The organism is Paenibacillus timonensis (assembly GCF_022427145.1).
Lineage (GTDB): Bacteria > Bacillota > Bacilli > Paenibacillales > Paenibacillaceae > Fontibacillus > Fontibacillus timonensis.
In genome coordinates, this window is the sequence record NZ_JAKSXN010000033.1 from 24,353 (window position 1) to 41,095 (window position 16,743).

Genomic DNA, 16,743 nt, shown 5'->3' on the forward strand with positions numbered 1-16,743 from the left:
TGGGTATAAGTTACAACCAGCGTAATATACTATATTAGCGGCCGCCTTGGGCGGCCGTTTTTTTAAATCACCCGGGTACCCCCTTACTTTCCAAGGACAAATGTGCTAATATGAAATATACTAACAAAATGTAAGTTTTGTGCCTTTAGGCGGGCTATGATAACGAGGTGAAATTTATGGATGAGCATTCTCATGCGATGTGTCCGCGGTTTGAATCGGCTTTTTCGTTTCTAGGCAAGCGTTGGAACGGATTGATCATCAATACGCTGATGAGCGGGCCGAAACGATTCAAGGATATTTCCAATCAGATTCCTTCCATGAGCGATAAAATGTTGTCGGAGCGGATGAAGGATTTGGAATGTGAAGGGATTTTGATCCGTCATGTTTATCCTGAGACGCCGGTTCGGATTGAATATGAGTTGACCGAGAAGGGGCGGGCGCTTCGTCCGGTCATGGATGAGGTTCAGGCCTGGGCGACCGAGTGGATCAAGTGATCGGCATGCCGTTACCGGCGAGCGGGCGGCATGAATACAATAGAAAGTGGGTGTACTTGTGGCTGAGGTAATTGTTATCGGAGCAGGACCGGCTGGAGCCAGCGCAGCGCTTTTCTTGGCCAAAGCGGGCAAAGAGACGCTCGTTCTGGACAGCAACGCCAGCATGACCAAACGGGCATGGATCGAAAATCATTACGGCGCGAAGGAGATTTCCGGACCGGATCTGTTGAAGATCGGGCGGGAGCAAGCGGAGAAATTCGGCGCGAAATTCATTGAGGAAAAAGTGACGGGCGTAGATACCAACGGCGGATCGAAAGTGACCGTCAAGACCGAATCCGGCCGCAGTTACGAAGCGTCCCATATCGTATTGGCCACCGGCGCGTTAACCGATCTTGCAAGCGCTATCGGCTTGGAGCTGAAGGAAGGCCGCGAGCCTAGAATCAAAACGGTGATCGCTACGGACGGCGAAGGCCGTACGAGCATTCCGCGCGTTTGGGCGGCGGGAACGGTAGCCGGAGTAAGCGTGCATACGATCATCACCGCCGGCGACGGCGCGAAGGTTGCGATCGAGCTCATCAGCGAGCTGAACGGCGAGCGTTACGTGGATCACGACGTACTTAAGTAATAAATATGAACATACGGTAGGCCTCCTTAGCTAGGGGGCCTTTTCATTATGACATTTACGTATGTGCATCTCGAAAATAACGTGTTATTTCCGCGTTACGCTGAACAAGGGATACTCTAACATCCTCCAGCCGTCGTCGGCATAAAATTTGAGAACCTGCGCCTTGTCCGTTATCCTAAAGATAAGGAATATTCCATTGCCCGAGTTGGGACAATGATAGGAGAAAGGCGGGGCGGCAATGCGCAAGAGATGGCGATGGCTTGTTGGATGGATGGCAGGAATAACATTAATCATGTCGGCGTGCGCCCAAGGCCAAATTACCGATCAACCGGCGCCGGCGGAAACGCTGAGAACCGAGAAAGAAGAGCCTCACGATATCACGTTGACGATCGACGGGGGTACTTTTATCCCCGACGTGACGCGCAGTCTGCATTACGATTATATGGAAGGGTTAACGGCACGTCGTGCCCTTGAGAGCAGCGGGATCGTCAGGTTCACGGAGGATCAGACCGCAATTCAATCCGTTGGGGAAGTGTCTCTGGATTCCACGCTGGAATGGGGCACCCGATTGAATGACAAAGAGCTGGTTTCAAACGGTTGGGATCAAGATTTGCAAGTCGGCGACAAGCTGCTCGTTTATGTCAAGACGATCGACAGTTATGAGGCGATCCCGCAGCAAGCTTCTTTGCTGTTGATTATCGACGGGGGCAGCCAGAAGAAATATTTCGTCAATAAATATGATGACAACACCACGGTCAGGGATCTGTTGAAACGCAGCGGGATCGTTCAGTTTACCCCCAACAATAAATCCATCGTTTCCGTCGGCGGGTATACGCCTATGGAGAATGAGCTATGGATTCTAAAGGTGAATGGGAAGAAGCTGCTGGATACCGGGCTGGACATGAGATTAAAACCGCAGGACAACGTGGAAATTGTCTTAAAACCGAAAGAGTAGGCACGATTTGCCTTCAAGGAATCCGCATTCCTGGTCATCACCGGGGTGCGGATTTTTTCGATTTCAATAGGATTATCAAAATAGTTATGACAAAAGTTTGTTCAAACTTTCACAATTAATGTGAATGTAATCACAAGTTATCTTCAATTTTAAATATATACTGGGAGCATCACTTAAAAATTGAACAATCAAACTTATCACTAAGAACGCTAAAGATCCAGGTATTTATTGGAGGAGGCATAACGAACATGGGAACTGACAGAGAGAAACTGGTCGTGATCGGAAACGGAATGGCCGGCATCAGCGCCGTGGAGCAAATCCTGAAGTTGACTACGAAATTTGACATTACGGTTTTCGGAAGCGAGCCGCATCCGAACTATAACCGGATTATGCTGTCGTATGTGCTGGAAGGCAGCAAAACGATGGACGACATCGTGCTCAATGATTTGAATTGGTATAAAGACAATGGCATTACGTTGCATATGGGGACAACGGTCGAGCGCATCGATGCCGAAGCCAAAGAGGTCGTGGCCGATAACGGGCAACGCGTTCCGTACGATAAAGTGCTGATCGCCACCGGCTCCACTTCGTTTATTCTGCCGATCCCGGGCAGCGATAAGGAGGGGGTCGTCGGCTTCCGCGATATCGCGGACTGCGAGCAGATGCTGCAGGCGGCCAAAACCTTCAAGAAAGCGGCCGTCATCGGCGGCGGGCTGCTTGGATTGGAAGCGGCGAAGGGGCTCGTGCAGCTTGGCATGGATGTGACGGTTGTTCATCTGATGGAAGACTTGATGGAACGCCAGCTGGACCATCAGGCTGCCGGCATGCTGCAGGCGGAGCTGGAGCGTCAAGGCATCAAGTTCAAGATGGGCGCGCAAACGACGGAATTGCTCGGCGATCGCCGGGTCAGCGGCCTGCGCTTTGCCGACGGCACGGAGCTGGAGGCGGAGTTCGTGGTCATGGCCGTCGGGATCAAGCCGAACGTTGCCGTCGCCAAGGCTAGCGGCATGGAAGTGAACCGCGGGATCGTAGTGAACGACTACATGCAAACCTCGCTGGAAGGTGTCTATTCGGTTGGCGAATGCACCGAGCATCGCGGGACTTGTTACGGTCTGGTAGCGCCCCTGTTCGAACAGGGGATCGTGATGGCGAAACATATCAGCGGCGTGGAGACGGCTCCTTATGAAGGTTCGGTCGTATCGACCAAGCTGAAAATTTCCGGCGTGGACGTCTTCTCCACCGGCGAGTTTATCGACGGGCCGGAGCATACGGTGATCGCCAGCAAGGACGATTGGAAACGTACGTACAAGAAAATCCTGCTGAAGGACGGCAAGCTGGTAGGGGCGGTACTTTTCGGCGACATCTCGGATTCGGCCGAGCTGCAGAAGCTGATCAAGCAAGGCGCGGAGATGACCGACGAATTGTACGAGTCGCTGATGGGCGGAGGTTGCTGCGGCGGCGGAGGCAAGAAAAAGACTTCGGTCGAAACGATGAGCGATGATGAAATCGTCTGTGGCTGCAACGGGGTTACCAAAGGCACGATCGTCGATTGCGTCGTGAATCAGGGTATGACGACGGTGGATGAGATCAAGGCTTGCACCGGAGCAACCCGTTCTTGCGGCGGCTGTAAACCGGTCGTCGAGCAAATCCTGCAATTCGTCCTTGGCGACGGCTTCACGCAAACCGCGAAACAGGGCATTTGCAGCTGTACTTCGCTAAGCCGCGACGAGATCGTAGCGGAGATTAAGGCGAAAGGGCTCCAGACAACCAAAGAAGTCATGAACGTGCTCGGATGGTCGCAGCCGGAAGGCTGCTCGAAGTGCCGGCCGGCCATCAACTACTACCTGGGGATGATTTACCCGGATACGCATGAGGATGAAAAGGCTTCGCGTTTCGTCAACGAACGGATGAATGCCAACATTCAAAAGGACGGTACGTATACGGTAGTGCCCCGGATGTACGGCGGCGTAACGACGCCGGAAGATTTGAAGAAAATCGCCGACGTTTCCTTGAAATACGATGTCAAAGTCGTAAAGGTCACGGGCGGACAACGGCTTGACCTGATCGGCGTGAAGAAAGAGGATCTGCCTAAAGTTTGGGCGGAGCTGGATATGCCGTCGGGTTATGCTTACGCGAAATCGCTGCGTACGGTGAAAACCTGCGTCGGCTCGCAGTTCTGCCGCTTCGGCACCCAGGACTCGATGGGCATGGGCGCGCTGTTGGAACGCAAGTTTGAGCGGCTTGACTTCCCGGCCAAATTCAAAATGGCCGTGAACGGCTGTCCGCGCAACTGCGCCGAATCGTGCACCAAAGATATCGGCATCGTCGGCAATGACGGTGGTTGGGAAATTTTCATCGGCGGCAACGGCGGGATCAAGGCACGTTTGGCGGATTCGCTGTGCAAAGTGAAAACCGATGAGGAACTGATCGAGCTGTGCGGCGCGATTATGCAGTATTACCGCGAAACCGGCAACTACCTAGAGAGAACATCGGAGTGGGTAGAACGGATGGGGCTTGAACACATCCGCTCGGTTGTCGTCGACGACGCCGAGAACCGCAAAGCGCTTATGGAACGGATTGAATTTGCCTTGAAACAAGTGACGGATCCATGGAAAAAGGTACTGAACGACGATGAGCAGCGCGGCAAATTGTATCATTCGTTGGAAATGAGCAACCAGTTGTAGAACCGCGTCTAAAGTGAAAGGGGTTATGGAGCATGAAATTGGAGATGAATGGCGAAACGTTCTACCCTGTCGGCGCCTTGGAGGATTTCCTGCCGCAGATCGGACGTGTCGTGGAGCTGGGCGACCTATCGATCGCCGTGTTCCGTACGTCGGATGGCCGCATTTTTGCGGCACTCAACCAGAATCCGCATCCGAAGGGCGGGCCACTAGCGGAGGGCATCGTCTCGGGTCATTATCTGTACGATCCGTTGTACGACTGGAAAATCGACCTGACCACCGGGCTCGTTCAAGCGCCGGATACCGGCCGGGTTGCGATGTTCCCGGTTAAGGTGGAGGACGGGCAAGTTTTGGTTGCCGCAGCCGAGCTGCAGCAAGTATAAACGCAACAAGCGATAGCGCGGTGATCGGAAGGTCGCCGCGCTATTTTTGGAAGGGAAGACGAAACAAGTTATTTTGGGGGAGGAACACCTATGTTTACGCCAAATGTGGAAGCAATCGTGGAAACGGCGGTCAAGAAAAAGGAAAAGATGAACGAAAGCCTGCCTAGGTATTTTGTGTCGGCGATGCTGGCAGGCGCATACGTCGGTTTGGGCATTATCTTGATCTTCAGCATCGGCGGGCCGCTGGCAGCGGTCAAATCGCCGTATCAAACGATGCTGATGGGGATGTCTTTCGGGCTGGCCCTGACGCTGGTCGTGTTTGCCGGCTCGGAGCTGTTTACCGGCAACAATATGTTTTTTACGGCAAGCACGCTTGCGAAGCGGACGACGGTCGGCGATACGGCCAAGAACTGGACGCTCGTCTTTCTTGGCAACCTGGCGGGCGCGCTGGTGCTCTGCTTGCTGATCGTCGGCAGCGGCTTGTTCAAGACGGCCGCGCCGGAGCATTTGATCTTTGCCGCCTCGGCGAAAAAGATGGGTGCCCCGGTAACGGAACTGTTCTTCCGCGGGATTCTGTGCAACTGGCTCGTTTGTCTGGCGCTGTGGATGGCGAACCGGGCCAAGGAGGATATCGCCAAGCTGGTCCTGATCTGGTGGTGTCTCTATGCGTTTATCGCGAGCGGTTACGAGCATAGCGTGGCCAATATGACCCTGCTTAGCTTGTCGCTGCTGCTGCCGAACCATCCGGATACGGTTACGGTCGCCGGTTGGCTGCACAACATGGTACCGGTCACGCTGGGCAATATGGTGGGCGGCGCCGTGTTCGTCGGCATGGCTTACTGGTTCATATCGCCCGTTCGTAAAAAAGCATAGGGCGGGTCAACGAGAATAATCCCCCAAGCTCGTCCACTACCCGACGAGCTTGGGGGATTTATTTTGCGCGAAGAAGAACAAAGCAAAAAACCGCCCACCAAAGAAGGGACGGTTCGATTAGCTAGAGCTAGGGTCTATGAGGTGGGAGCTGCCGGCGATTAGATGCGGCAAATTTCGTTCGGGCACAGCTCGCAGTGACAAATATCCTGCAGCATCACGAGGTCTTTGATCACGATCATGCCGTTCTCGTACTCCAGCGCGTCCTTCTTGCGCAGGTCGCTCAGCATGCGGTTGACGCTCTCGCGCGTTGCCCCGATCATGTTGGACAAGTCGGTGTGGGTGATCTTCTTGTTGATCAGAATGGTATCTCCGTGTTGTTCGCCGTACGTATTGCTGAGACGGATCAACGTCGAGCAAAGGGCGCCCGGTTTGCCGTACATCATCAAATCGCGGAACTTGGTCTGGGTCAAACGGTGATGGATGCCCATCCATTTCATGAAATCGATGGCGAAATCGCAATGCTGGCAAATCATGATTTCCAGATCCTTCTGCTCGATGACGCCGATTTCGCAGTCTTCGATGACTTCGGCGGTGAAGCTGTGCTTCGAGCTGAAGAACGGGTCGGCTTGACCGACCATGTCACCGCGTCCATACATGTAAAGGATCAATTCCTTGCCTTCGTCCGTCGATTTAGTCAACTTCACGCGGCCGCGTTTGATGTAGAACAGTTTATCGGAAAAGTCACCTTCCCAGAACAAATGCGTCCCCTCGGGATATGCTTTGTCTTTCATCGTAACGAGAAGGCGATTGAAGTTTTGCTCTGTAAAACAGCTCGTATTACCGCGGGGCAGGGTGGCATTTAAGATTTCACTCATCATTGATTTCCCCTTTGTACTCCAAATTTTTCTGAAAATTTTAAATTAATTATATAACGTTTTTTCGTTTTTTTGGGGGCCGTAAAGCCCGAAAAAGTGTCGAAATTTCAACATTGTGAGAAAATTCACTTTGTCGGATGATAGAAATGCGTTATGCAAGGCGCAATATCAAGGGCTTTTCCCAACAAAAATGCCTGTCGGATATTTCGCACATTGTAAAGTATATATGAAAATAAAATCATGGCAAGTGAAAACTTTCAACTTTTTTAAAGTATGTGAAAAAATTCACTATACAAAGACGAAACCCTGTGCTATGATCAAGACATAAAGAGAAGCACATAAGCTTCATAAGGGTAAGCTTGCAAGTGAAATTTTTCACGATGTAATCATCGCCCGTCATTGCAGGCAAAGCCTTAACCAATCTTAGGAGGATGAGAGAGATGGCCGTTAAAAACGAAGTGGCTCCAAAAGCGCAGGCAACCGCACAAGATTACATTCAGACCTTGATTGACAAAGCGAAGAAAGCATCCGAAGCTTTCATGAGCATGGATCAAGAGCAAATCGACAACATCGTGCAAGCCATGGCTTTGGCCGGGCTCGACAAACACATGCATCTCGCGAAACTGGCGATTGAAGAAACGGGCCGCGGGGTGTACGAGGACAAAATCATTAAAAACATGTTTGCTACCGAGTATATCTGGCACAGCATCAAGTACGACAAAACGGTAGGCGTGATCGAAGACAATCCTTACGACAGCTTCCAAAAAATCGCCGAGCCGGTTGGGATCATCATGGGGATTACCCCGGTCACGAACCCGACGTCGACCACCATCTTCAAATCTCTGATCGCCATTAAGACACGCAACCCGATCATTTTCGGTTTCCATCCATCCGCTCAAGCCTGCAGCACGGAAGCCGCTAAAATATTGCTCGAAGCCGCCGTTAAACACGGGGCACCTGCAGACTGCATCCAATGGATCGAAAATCCTTCCATGGACCGCACGAACGCGCTGATGAATCACCCTGACATCGCCTGCATCCTGGCTACCGGCGGTTCCGCCATGGTAAAAGCCGCATACAGCTGCGGCAAACCGGCCTTGGGCGTTGGCCCTGGTAACGTTCCTTGCTTCATTGAGAAGAGCGCGGACCTGGATCAAGCGGTCAACGACCTGATCCTGTCCAAAACGTTCGACAACGGCATGATTTGCGCATCCGAACAAGCCGTCATTATCGAAGAACCGATTTTCGACCAAGTGAAGAAGAAAATGATCGCGAACGGCTGTTACTTCGTGAATAAAGACGAAGCGGCCAAGCTGACCGCGGGCGCCATCATCGCCGACAAATGCGCGGTAAATCCTTCGATCGTCGGCCAACCAGCCGTGAAGATCGCAGAAATGTGCGGCATCGACGTACCGGCCGGAACGAAAATTCTGGTTGCCGAAATCGAAGGGGTGGGTCCTAAGTTCCCGTTGTCCGCTGAGAAATTGAGCCCTGTGCTCGCTTGCTACAAAGTGAAAAACGCGGAGCAAGGCATCGAACGTGCCCTGGAAGTCGTTCAATTCGGCGGCATGGGCCACTCCTCGGTAATTCACTCGAATAATGAAGAAGTCATCCAGAAATACTCGGACCGGATGCCAACCTGCCGGATCCTGGTGAATCAGCCTTCTTCGCAAGGCGGCATCGGCGACATCTACAACACGAACCTGCCGTCGCTGACGCTGGGCTGCGGATCGTACGGACGCAACTCGACTTCGTCGAACGTCACGGCCGTCAATCTGATCAACGTGAAAAGGGTGAATCGTCGTACCGTGAATATGCAATGGTTTAAAGTGCCTAACAAAATCTACTTCGAGAAAAATTCGACGCAATACCTGGCCAAAATGCCGGACATCTCCCGCGTGCTGATCGTTACCGACCCGATGATGGTTAAACTGGGCTATGTGGAAAGAGTCGAGCACTATCTGCGCCAACGCCAGACGCCGGTGGCCATCGAAGTCTTCTCGGACGTTGAGCCGGATCCATCGACAACAACGGTGGAACGCGGTACTGAGCTGATGGCCAAATTCCAACCGGACTGCATTATCGCCCTGGGCGGCGGTTCACCGATGGATGCTGCGAAAGGCATGTGGCTGTTCTACGAATATCCGGATACCGATTTCCATAACCTGAAACAAAAATTCATGGATATTCGTAAACGGATCTACAAATACCCACGATTGGGCCAAAAAGCGAAGTTTGTAGCGATTCCGACAACGTCGGGTACCGGTTCGGAAGTCACTTCGTTTGCGGTTATTACGGATAAAGTCAACGGCAACACGAAATACCCGTTGGCCGATTACGAGCTGACGCCGGACGTAGCGATCATCGATCCAGAGTTCGTTTACAGCTTGCCGAAAGTAGCGGTAGCCGATACCGGGATGGACGTACTGACGCATGCGATCGAAGCTTACGTATCGGTGATGGCTAACGACTTCACGGACGGCCTGGCGATCAAAGCCATTCAACTGGTGTTCGAGTGGCTGGAGAAATCCGCGCTGACCGGCGACAAGCTGGCCCGCGAGAAAATGCACAATGCTTCGACACTGGCTGGTATGGCGTTCGCCAACGCGTTCCTCGGCATCAACCATAGCTTGGCGCATAAATGGGGCGGTCAATACCACACGGCGCATGGACGCACGAACGCAATCCTGATGCCGCACGTTATCCGCTACAATGCGAAGAAACCAACGAAATTCGCCGCATGGCCGAAATACACGAACTTCGTGGCCGACGAGCGTTACGCGGAAATCGCCCGCATCCTGGGCTTGCCGGCACGCACGACGGAAGAAGGCGTGAAGAGCTTGATCAAAGCGATCCGCGACCTGAACAAGAAGCTGGGTATTCCGGAAACGTTCCAAGAGCTTGGCTTCGATGCGAAGGACTTTGAATCGCGCGTCGATTACCTGGCGGACCGCGCTTTCGAAGACCAATGTACGACGGCGAATCCGAAGCTGCCGCTCGTAACCGAGCTGGCTGACGTATACCGCGACGCGTTCTACGGAAGATTTGAAGAATAAGTGAACAAACCCGCTTGAAAACGTGACAAATATCACTTAATGTGATATTTGTCACAATCTTTTTAGGGCAATTAAGCTATGATTACCATATAAATGATCCCTCATAGAGATGATGGAGTGGAACCCCGGACCTGATGGCCGGGCACAATAATTGTCTAAGTTGTGAAAAGTATCACAAATTTTAGGGATCATGAGGCGCGGGATATATCCTTCAAACCGCGACCACTATATAAATGGAGGGAATAAAGATGTCGGTGATCGAAAAAGAAGTACAAGACGTGCAAAGCGCATGGAGAGGCTTCAAACCAGGCAAGTGGATGAATGAGGTTAACACCAAGGATTTCATCGATACGAACATCACGCCTTACCTCGGCAACGAATCTTTCTTGAAAGGCGCGACAGCGAACACGAAAGCCCTGTGGGAAATCGTATCGAGCCTGTCCAAGAAAGAAAGAGAAGCAGGCGGCGTACTGGATGTTGACGTAAACACGCCATCGACCATTACTTCTCATGCTCCTGGATATCTGGACAAAAACAAAGAACAAATTGTTGGTGTACAAGGTTCCGCGCCTTTCCAACGCACGATCCGTCCTAACGGCGGCATCCGGATGGTCATTACCGCTTGCAAAGCCTACGGCTTCGAGCTTCCGGAAGAAATCGTGGATCTGTACACGAACGTTCGCAAAACACATAACCAAGGCGTATTCGATGCCTATACAGCAGAAATGAGAAATGCCCGCCATACCGGGATTATCACCGGTTTGCCGGATGCTTACGGCCGCGGCCGCATCATCGGCGACTACCGCCGCGTAGCTCTGTACGGCGTGGATTTCCTGATCAACCAAAAGAAACAAGAGCTTGACGAGCTGGACGTCGATGTGATGAGCGAAGAAATCATCCGCCAACGCGAAGAGTTGTCCGAGCAAATCCGCGCTTTGGGCGAGTTGAAGCAACTGGGTCAAATGTACGGATTCGACATCGCCAGACCGGCAAACAATGCGAAAGAAGCTTTCCAATGGCTGTATTTCGGATACCTCGCAGCTGTTAAAGAACAAGATGGCGCTGCAATGTCCCTTGGCCGCGTATCTTCGTTCCTGGACGCTTACATCGAACGCGACTTGGCTGAAGGCACATTGACGGAAGAAGCGGCTCAAGAATTGGTCGACCACTTCGTCATGAAGCTGCGGATCGTGAAATTCCTGAGAACTCCGGAATATAACGAACTGTACAGCGGCGACCCGACATGGGTAACCGAATCGATCGGCGGGATGTCCGTGCAAGGCGTAACCCGCGTCACGAAGAACAGCTTCCGCTTCCTGCACACGCTCTACAACCTGGGAGCTGCTCCAGAACCTAACCTGACGGTGCTGTGGTCGGATAAATTGCCGGATGCGTTCAAGAAATATTGCGCGAAGGTATCGATCGAGACCAGCTCGATTCAATACGAGAACGACGACCTGATGCGTCCGATCTACGGTGACGACTACGGTATCGCTTGCTGCGTATCCGCGATGAGAATCGGGAAGCAAATGCAATTCTTCGGCGCCCGTGCGAACCTGGCCAAATGCTTGCTGTACGCAATCAACGGCGGCAAAGACGAAAGATACGGCACGCAAGTAGGTCCGGAATATCCGGCGATCACCTCCGAATATCTGGATTACGACGAAGTGATGAAACGCTTCACTCCGATGATGGAATGGCTGGCCAAATTGTATATCAATACGCTGAACGTCATTCACTACATGCATGACAAATACGCTTACGAACGGATCGAAATGGCGCTTCATGATCGTGACATCCTGCGTACGATGGCTTGCGGTATCGCCGGTCTGTCGGTTGTGGCCGACTCGCTCAGCGCCATCAAATACGCGAAGGTTAAACCGGTTCGCAACGAGAATGGCATCGCCGTTGACTTCGTTATCGAAGGCGAATTCCCTTGCTACGGCAACAACGACGACCGTGTTGACCAAATTGCCGTGAATCTGGTAGAAACGTTCATGAGTATGATTCGCAAACACCAAACTTACCGGAACGCATTGCCAACGCAATCGATCTTGACAATTACCTCGAACGTTGTATATGGTAAGAAAACAGGTACAACGCCTGACGGACGTAAAGCCGGCGAACCGTTCGCACCTGGTGCGAACCCAATGCACGGCCGCGATAAGAAAGGTGCCTTGGCTTCCCTGAGCTCGGTAGCGAAACTGCCTTACGAGCACAGCTTGGACGGCATCTCGAACACCTTCTCGATCGTACCTAAGGCGCTGGGCAAAGACGAAGAAAGCCGGATCTCGAACCTCGCTTCGATGATGGGCGGTTACTTCGGCAGCAACGCGCATCACCTGAACGTTAACGTATTTGACCGTGAGACGCTGCTTGACGCAATGGATCATCCGGAACAATATCCGCAGCTGACGATCCGCGTATCGGGTTATGCGGTGAACTTCATCAAGTTGACTCGTGAGCAACAGTTGGATGTCATCAACCGTACGTTCCACGGCAAAATGTAACACTTACTGCTGACAGGCAGCAATAATTGAAGCTGAACGATAGATTGGGGAGTTAGGCCATATCGCCTTTCTCCCCATTCTTTTATCGCCGGCTTAACATGGAAAGGGTGACGAAGATGCTTAAAGGTCGCATACATTCATTGGAGACTTTCGGAACGGTAGATGGACCGGGGATTCGTTTCGTCCTCTTTATGCAGGGCTGCTTGCTGCAGTGCCAGTATTGCCATAACCCGGACACCTGGAGCTTGACGGAAGGCAAGGAAATGACCGTGGATGAAGTGCTCGCCGAAATCGAGCCGTACCTGAGTTATTATCGCTCCTCGGGCGGCGGACTGACGGTATCCGGCGGGGAAGCCACGCTGCAGGCACCGTTCGTTACCGAATTGTTCCGGGAAGCGAAGAAACGCTGGAACCTTCATACGACGCTGGATACGAACGGCTACAACGAAGGGGACAAGATTCGCGACTTGCTGGACGTCACCGATTTGGTGCTGCTCGATTTGAAGCATATCGACAATGAGAAGCACATCAAGCTGACCGGCAAGCCGAATGATCGGATGTTAAAGATAGCCCGCTGGTTGTCCGACCATGGCCGGAAAATGTGGATTCGCCACGTTTACGTTCCCGGCATTCACGGTGATGAACAGGATTTGCTTGAGCTTGGGCGTTTTATCGGCAGCCTGCAAGGCGTCGAGAAGTTCGAAATCCTCCCTTACCACCAGATGGGCATTTACAAATGGCAGGAACTCGGTTGGGCTTACCCGCTCGAAGGCGTACCTTCCCCGACGGATGAAGAGATCGAGCGAGCATACCGGTTGATTCATGAAGGAGAGCAGCAAACGGCAGCTAAATCTTAACTCTACGTAAGAATACCTTACACGTAAATTAAACAATCCAACCTCAAACGGTTAAACCTTTCGATACATGTTAGGTTTAACCGTTTTCATTTTGCGATTTAGATGATATTATCCCCTTAATAGAAAAATGTCCTCCTTATCAAAGGTGGTGGCGCTTTCTATAATGAGGGTGTATCACATAAACGAGTTTGAGGAGGGTCTATAAAACATGAGGAAGAGTTTGATGCTGCTGCTGTCTCTTGTGTTTATCGCATCCGCGCTGCTTGCGGGCTGCGGCAATTCCGGCAACAACGGGAAGAATGCTGCCCCTGCCCCGGCGAACGAAAGCCAGGGGACGTCGAATGCGGGGACGGAAACGGAAAAGAATGACGATCCGTTTGAAATTACGATCCGCCACACGCAGGTCGGGGATTCCAAGAAGTTCCGCCTGGCGATGCTTGAAGACGTCGTCAAACAAACGGAAGCCGCCGTACCGGGCTTAACCATCAAGCTGGATGCGGTCGACTCCGAAGTGAACCGCAAAGAGAAGCTGCGCGGCGAAATGGCTGCCGGCAAACCGCCGGAAGTATTTGACGTATTCGGTAGTCCGGACGCTCAGCTGTACGCCAAGGAAGGCTTGATGCTGGACTTGACGCCGATCATCGAGGAATTGGGCATTAAAGATAAATTTACGACGCTGGATCCGTTTACCCTTGACGGCAAAGTGTACGGCCTGCCGATCGGAGGCTCGATCGAAGGTTACTTCTACAATAAAGAATATTTCGAGTCCAAGGGATTGACGGTACCGAAGACGCTTGCGGAACTGGAGCAAATCGCCGAGAAAATCAAGGCGGACGGAAAGATTCCGTTTGCCCAGTCCTCTAAGGATGCCTGGATCCCGTTGATGACGACCAACAACCTGTGGTCGTATTATGCCGGACCGGAAATCACTTACGGATTCAAAACAGGGACGACGAAATGGACCGACGAGAATATGGTCAAAGCGATCGCCAAACATCAGGAATGGGTGAAAAAGGGGTACTACAAAAAAGGCGAGCTTGGTTTCGAATACGCGGATATGAGAAACCAAGTCATTACGGGCGAAGCGATCATGATGATGGACGGCTCCTGGGCCAACTCCGTCTTCCGTGATCCGGCTCAAGCCGGCGATATGGTCGGCAAAATCGGGTTCTTCAACATGCCTCCGGTGAATGCAGGAGATCCGGTCGTCGTGATGCAGGACGCCAACAACGGCTACGGCTTCTCCAGCGCCGTCGCTGAAGATCCGCGCAAGCTTGCGGCTGTCAAGGAGTTCATCAAGAACATGTGGACGGATGAAATGCAATTGCGCGGCCTGAAGGAAGACGGCGTGCTGCCGGCCATGAAGATGGATCTGGAACAGATGAAAACGGCGTCCGATGATGCGCTGATGCAGGATATTTTCAAAGCGGTGAGCGAAATCGGCACTTCCTTCCCGGCGTTCGACGCCCTGGTGCAAGCGGAAGTCAACACGGCGCTTAGCATGGGCATCCAACAAATCATCGGCGGCGAAATCGAACCGGCGAAGATGCTGGAAAATGTGCAGGCGGCGCAAGATGCGGCTAATGCCGCAGCGGAATAATCGTTAAGGTTTGATCATCGAGCAAGGGCGTCACCCGCCGGCAGCGGTTCTGGGGACGCCCTTGCTTCCAACTACGGAGGTATTGGCATGAACAAAGCGCTCAGAAGTCCTCTGATTTATGGTTTGTTTGTTCTCCCGGCATTGATCTTGTTTCTTGCCTTTTTCATCTATCCGATCTTTACGGCCATCAACAACAGCTTTACCAGCTGGAACGGCATTTCCAAGCATATGACCTACATCGGATTGGATAATTACGTGATGGCTTTCGAGGACCAGGCGTTTTGGAAATCGGTGCGGAACAACGTCTATTTCATTTTGTTTTCCTGCCTGATCCAAGTCCCGCTGATCGTTTTTTTCTCCTTATTGATCGCAAACGTTAAGAAGCTCAAAGGATTGTACAAGACGGCCGTCTTTATGCCTTCGATTATGTCGACCGCCGTCATCGGCATTTTGTGGGGCTTCATCTATAATCCCGATTTCGGGCTGATGAACCAAGTGCTTGGGGTGTTCGGTATTTCCCCGGTGTATTGGCTGTCCGACAAGAATTGGGCTATGATCTCCATCCTGATTACGAATGCCTGGCAGTGGACGGGGTTCTATATCGTCATGGTGTTAGCGGCGATTCTGGCGATTCCGCGCGAACTTGACGAAGCTGCGGCGATCGACGGGGCGAACGGCATCCAACGGGCGATCAAAATCACGATCCCGTTGATCATGCCCATTATTAGCGTCGTAGTCATGCTGTCGGTAGCCGGTGCCATGAAAGCGGCCGATATCGTGCTGGTTATGACCAAGGGGGGGCCGGCCGGGTCGACGGACGTCATGGCGACCTATATGATCCGCTACGCGATCACCAGCTTCCGCCATGGATTCGGCAATGCCATCGCCGTGCTCATTTTTGCGTTTACAATTATCATCACCGCCTTGTACCAGATCCTCGTGGTTCGACGCACAGAAAGGATTGAATACTGATGAGAGTGCTGAAAAAGACGATCCCGCATCTGTTTCTGATGGCTTATCTGCTCCTCATTTTGTATCCGTTTCTGTTCGTGTTGTTCTCTTCGGTCAAAACCGATAACCAGGCGATCGCGTCCAATCCGTTTGGACTGCCGTCGTCGATCATTTTCGAGAACTACGTTAATGCTTGGGTTAACGCCAAGATCAGCACGTATTTCTTTAATAGCTTGTACATCGGCGTCTTGTCGGCTTGTCTTTCCATCCTGTTTGCAGCGATGCTGGCGTTTGCCGTCACGCGCATGCGGTACAACCGGATCAGCGCGATCGTATTCCAGTTGATCCTGCTGGGGATGTTGATCCCGAACAACTCGCTGCTGCTGCCGATCTACGGCATGATGCGCAACCTGAACGTACTTGACACGCATATGGCCTTGATTTTGCCATATGTCGCCAACGCCATCCCGTTTTCGGTCATCATTCTGGCGGCGTTTATGCGCTCCATCCCCGGGGAAATCGAGGAAGCCGCCGTCATGGATGGCCTGAGCTCGGCCGGGATGTTCTTCAAAGTCATGCTGCCGCTGACGGTACCGGCGATCGTAACGGTGTTCATCATCAATTTTCTCGGCAACTGGAACGAATTTTTGCTGGCGAACTATTTTCTGTCCAGCGAAGAACTGCGTACGCTCCCGGTAGGCATGGTCGGCTTCCGCGACGCTTACAACACGAACTATGCGCAGATGTCGGCAGGCATCGTGTTCAGCGTGTTGCCGGTCATGATCATCTATGCGGTGCTCCAGGAAAAAATAATTGAAGGCGTTACGGCCGGCAGCGTTAAAGGATAGACGGAGGCGTGTTAAAATAAGGTTAGTCTTGCCAA

At 52.2% G+C, this 16,743-nt stretch carries 13 protein-coding genes; 12 read left to right on the top strand and 1 reads right to left on the bottom strand.

Annotated elements, in window-relative coordinates:
* Positions 1–176 precede the first annotated feature (176 nt).
* The 6 genes from MJ257_RS14225 to MJ257_RS14250 all read left to right on the top strand — a co-directional run bounded on the left by MJ257_RS14225 (position 177) and on the right by MJ257_RS14250 (position 6,011).
* Positions 177–494, top strand: coding sequence for a winged helix-turn-helix transcriptional regulator (locus MJ257_RS14225; protein WP_068785129.1), 318 nt, complete (start codon positions 177–179; stop codon positions 492–494).
* A 58-nt stretch (positions 495–552) separates the two neighbouring features.
* Complete coding sequence (locus MJ257_RS14230; RefSeq protein WP_240269859.1) at positions 553–1,119, top strand: FAD-dependent oxidoreductase; 567 nt, start codon at positions 553–555, stop codon at positions 1,117–1,119.
* Between the two features lie 271 nt (positions 1,120–1,390).
* A complete protein-coding gene (locus MJ257_RS14235) occupies positions 1,391–2,074 on the top strand; it encodes a hypothetical protein (protein WP_240269860.1) in 684 nt (227 codons plus the stop codon).
* A gap of 248 nt (positions 2,075–2,322) precedes the next feature.
* Positions 2,323–4,758: a nitrite reductase large subunit NirB gene (nirB, locus tag MJ257_RS14240; RefSeq protein WP_240269861.1), complete on the top strand. Its 2,436-nt coding sequence runs from the start codon at positions 2,323–2,325 to the stop codon at positions 4,756–4,758.
* Between the two features lie 32 nt (positions 4,759–4,790).
* Entirely contained in the window at positions 4,791–5,138 is a 348-nt protein-coding gene (gene nirD, locus MJ257_RS14245) for a nitrite reductase small subunit NirD (protein ID WP_240269862.1), read from the top strand.
* A 90-nt stretch (positions 5,139–5,228) separates the two neighbouring features.
* Positions 5,229–6,011, top strand: coding sequence for a formate/nitrite transporter family protein (locus MJ257_RS14250; protein ID WP_240269863.1), 783 nt, complete (start codon positions 5,229–5,231; stop codon positions 6,009–6,011).
* A 158-nt stretch (positions 6,012–6,169) separates the two neighbouring features.
* Here MJ257_RS14250 and MJ257_RS14255 read toward each other — a convergent pair whose 3' ends face one another.
* On the bottom strand, positions 6,170–6,886 hold the full coding sequence (locus MJ257_RS14255) for a Crp/Fnr family transcriptional regulator (protein ID WP_178022904.1): 717 nt from the start codon (positions 6,884–6,886) through the stop codon (positions 6,170–6,172).
* A gap of 440 nt (positions 6,887–7,326) precedes the next feature.
* Here MJ257_RS14255 and adhE point away from each other — a divergent pair, with 440 nt between their 5' ends.
* The 6 genes from adhE to MJ257_RS14285 all read left to right on the top strand — a co-directional run bounded on the left by adhE (position 7,327) and on the right by MJ257_RS14285 (position 16,708).
* Entirely contained in the window at positions 7,327–9,942 is a 2,616-nt protein-coding gene (adhE, locus tag MJ257_RS14260; RefSeq protein WP_240269864.1) for a bifunctional acetaldehyde-CoA/alcohol dehydrogenase, read from the top strand.
* 248 nt (positions 9,943–10,190) lie between these two features.
* Complete coding sequence (pflB, locus tag MJ257_RS14265) at positions 10,191–12,452, top strand: formate C-acetyltransferase (protein WP_240269865.1); 2,262 nt, start codon at positions 10,191–10,193, stop codon at positions 12,450–12,452.
* Positions 12,453–12,568: 116 nt separating this feature from the next.
* Entirely contained in the window at positions 12,569–13,309 is a 741-nt protein-coding gene (gene pflA / locus MJ257_RS14270; protein WP_240269866.1) for a pyruvate formate-lyase-activating protein, read from the top strand.
* 208 nt (positions 13,310–13,517) lie between these two features.
* Positions 13,518–14,909: an ABC transporter substrate-binding protein gene (locus MJ257_RS14275; protein ID WP_240269867.1), complete on the top strand. Its 1,392-nt coding sequence runs from the start codon at positions 13,518–13,520 to the stop codon at positions 14,907–14,909.
* An 87-nt stretch (positions 14,910–14,996) separates the two neighbouring features.
* Positions 14,997–15,881 (top strand): carbohydrate ABC transporter permease, encoded by an 885-nt coding sequence (locus MJ257_RS14280; protein ID WP_240269868.1) that lies wholly within the window; start codon positions 14,997–14,999, stop codon positions 15,879–15,881.
* A complete protein-coding gene (locus MJ257_RS14285) occupies positions 15,881–16,708 on the top strand; it encodes a carbohydrate ABC transporter permease (protein WP_240269869.1) in 828 nt (275 codons plus the stop codon). Before MJ257_RS14280 ends, MJ257_RS14285 begins: the two co-directional genes overlap by 1 nt.
* The last annotated feature ends 35 nt before the right edge of the window (positions 16,709–16,743 follow it).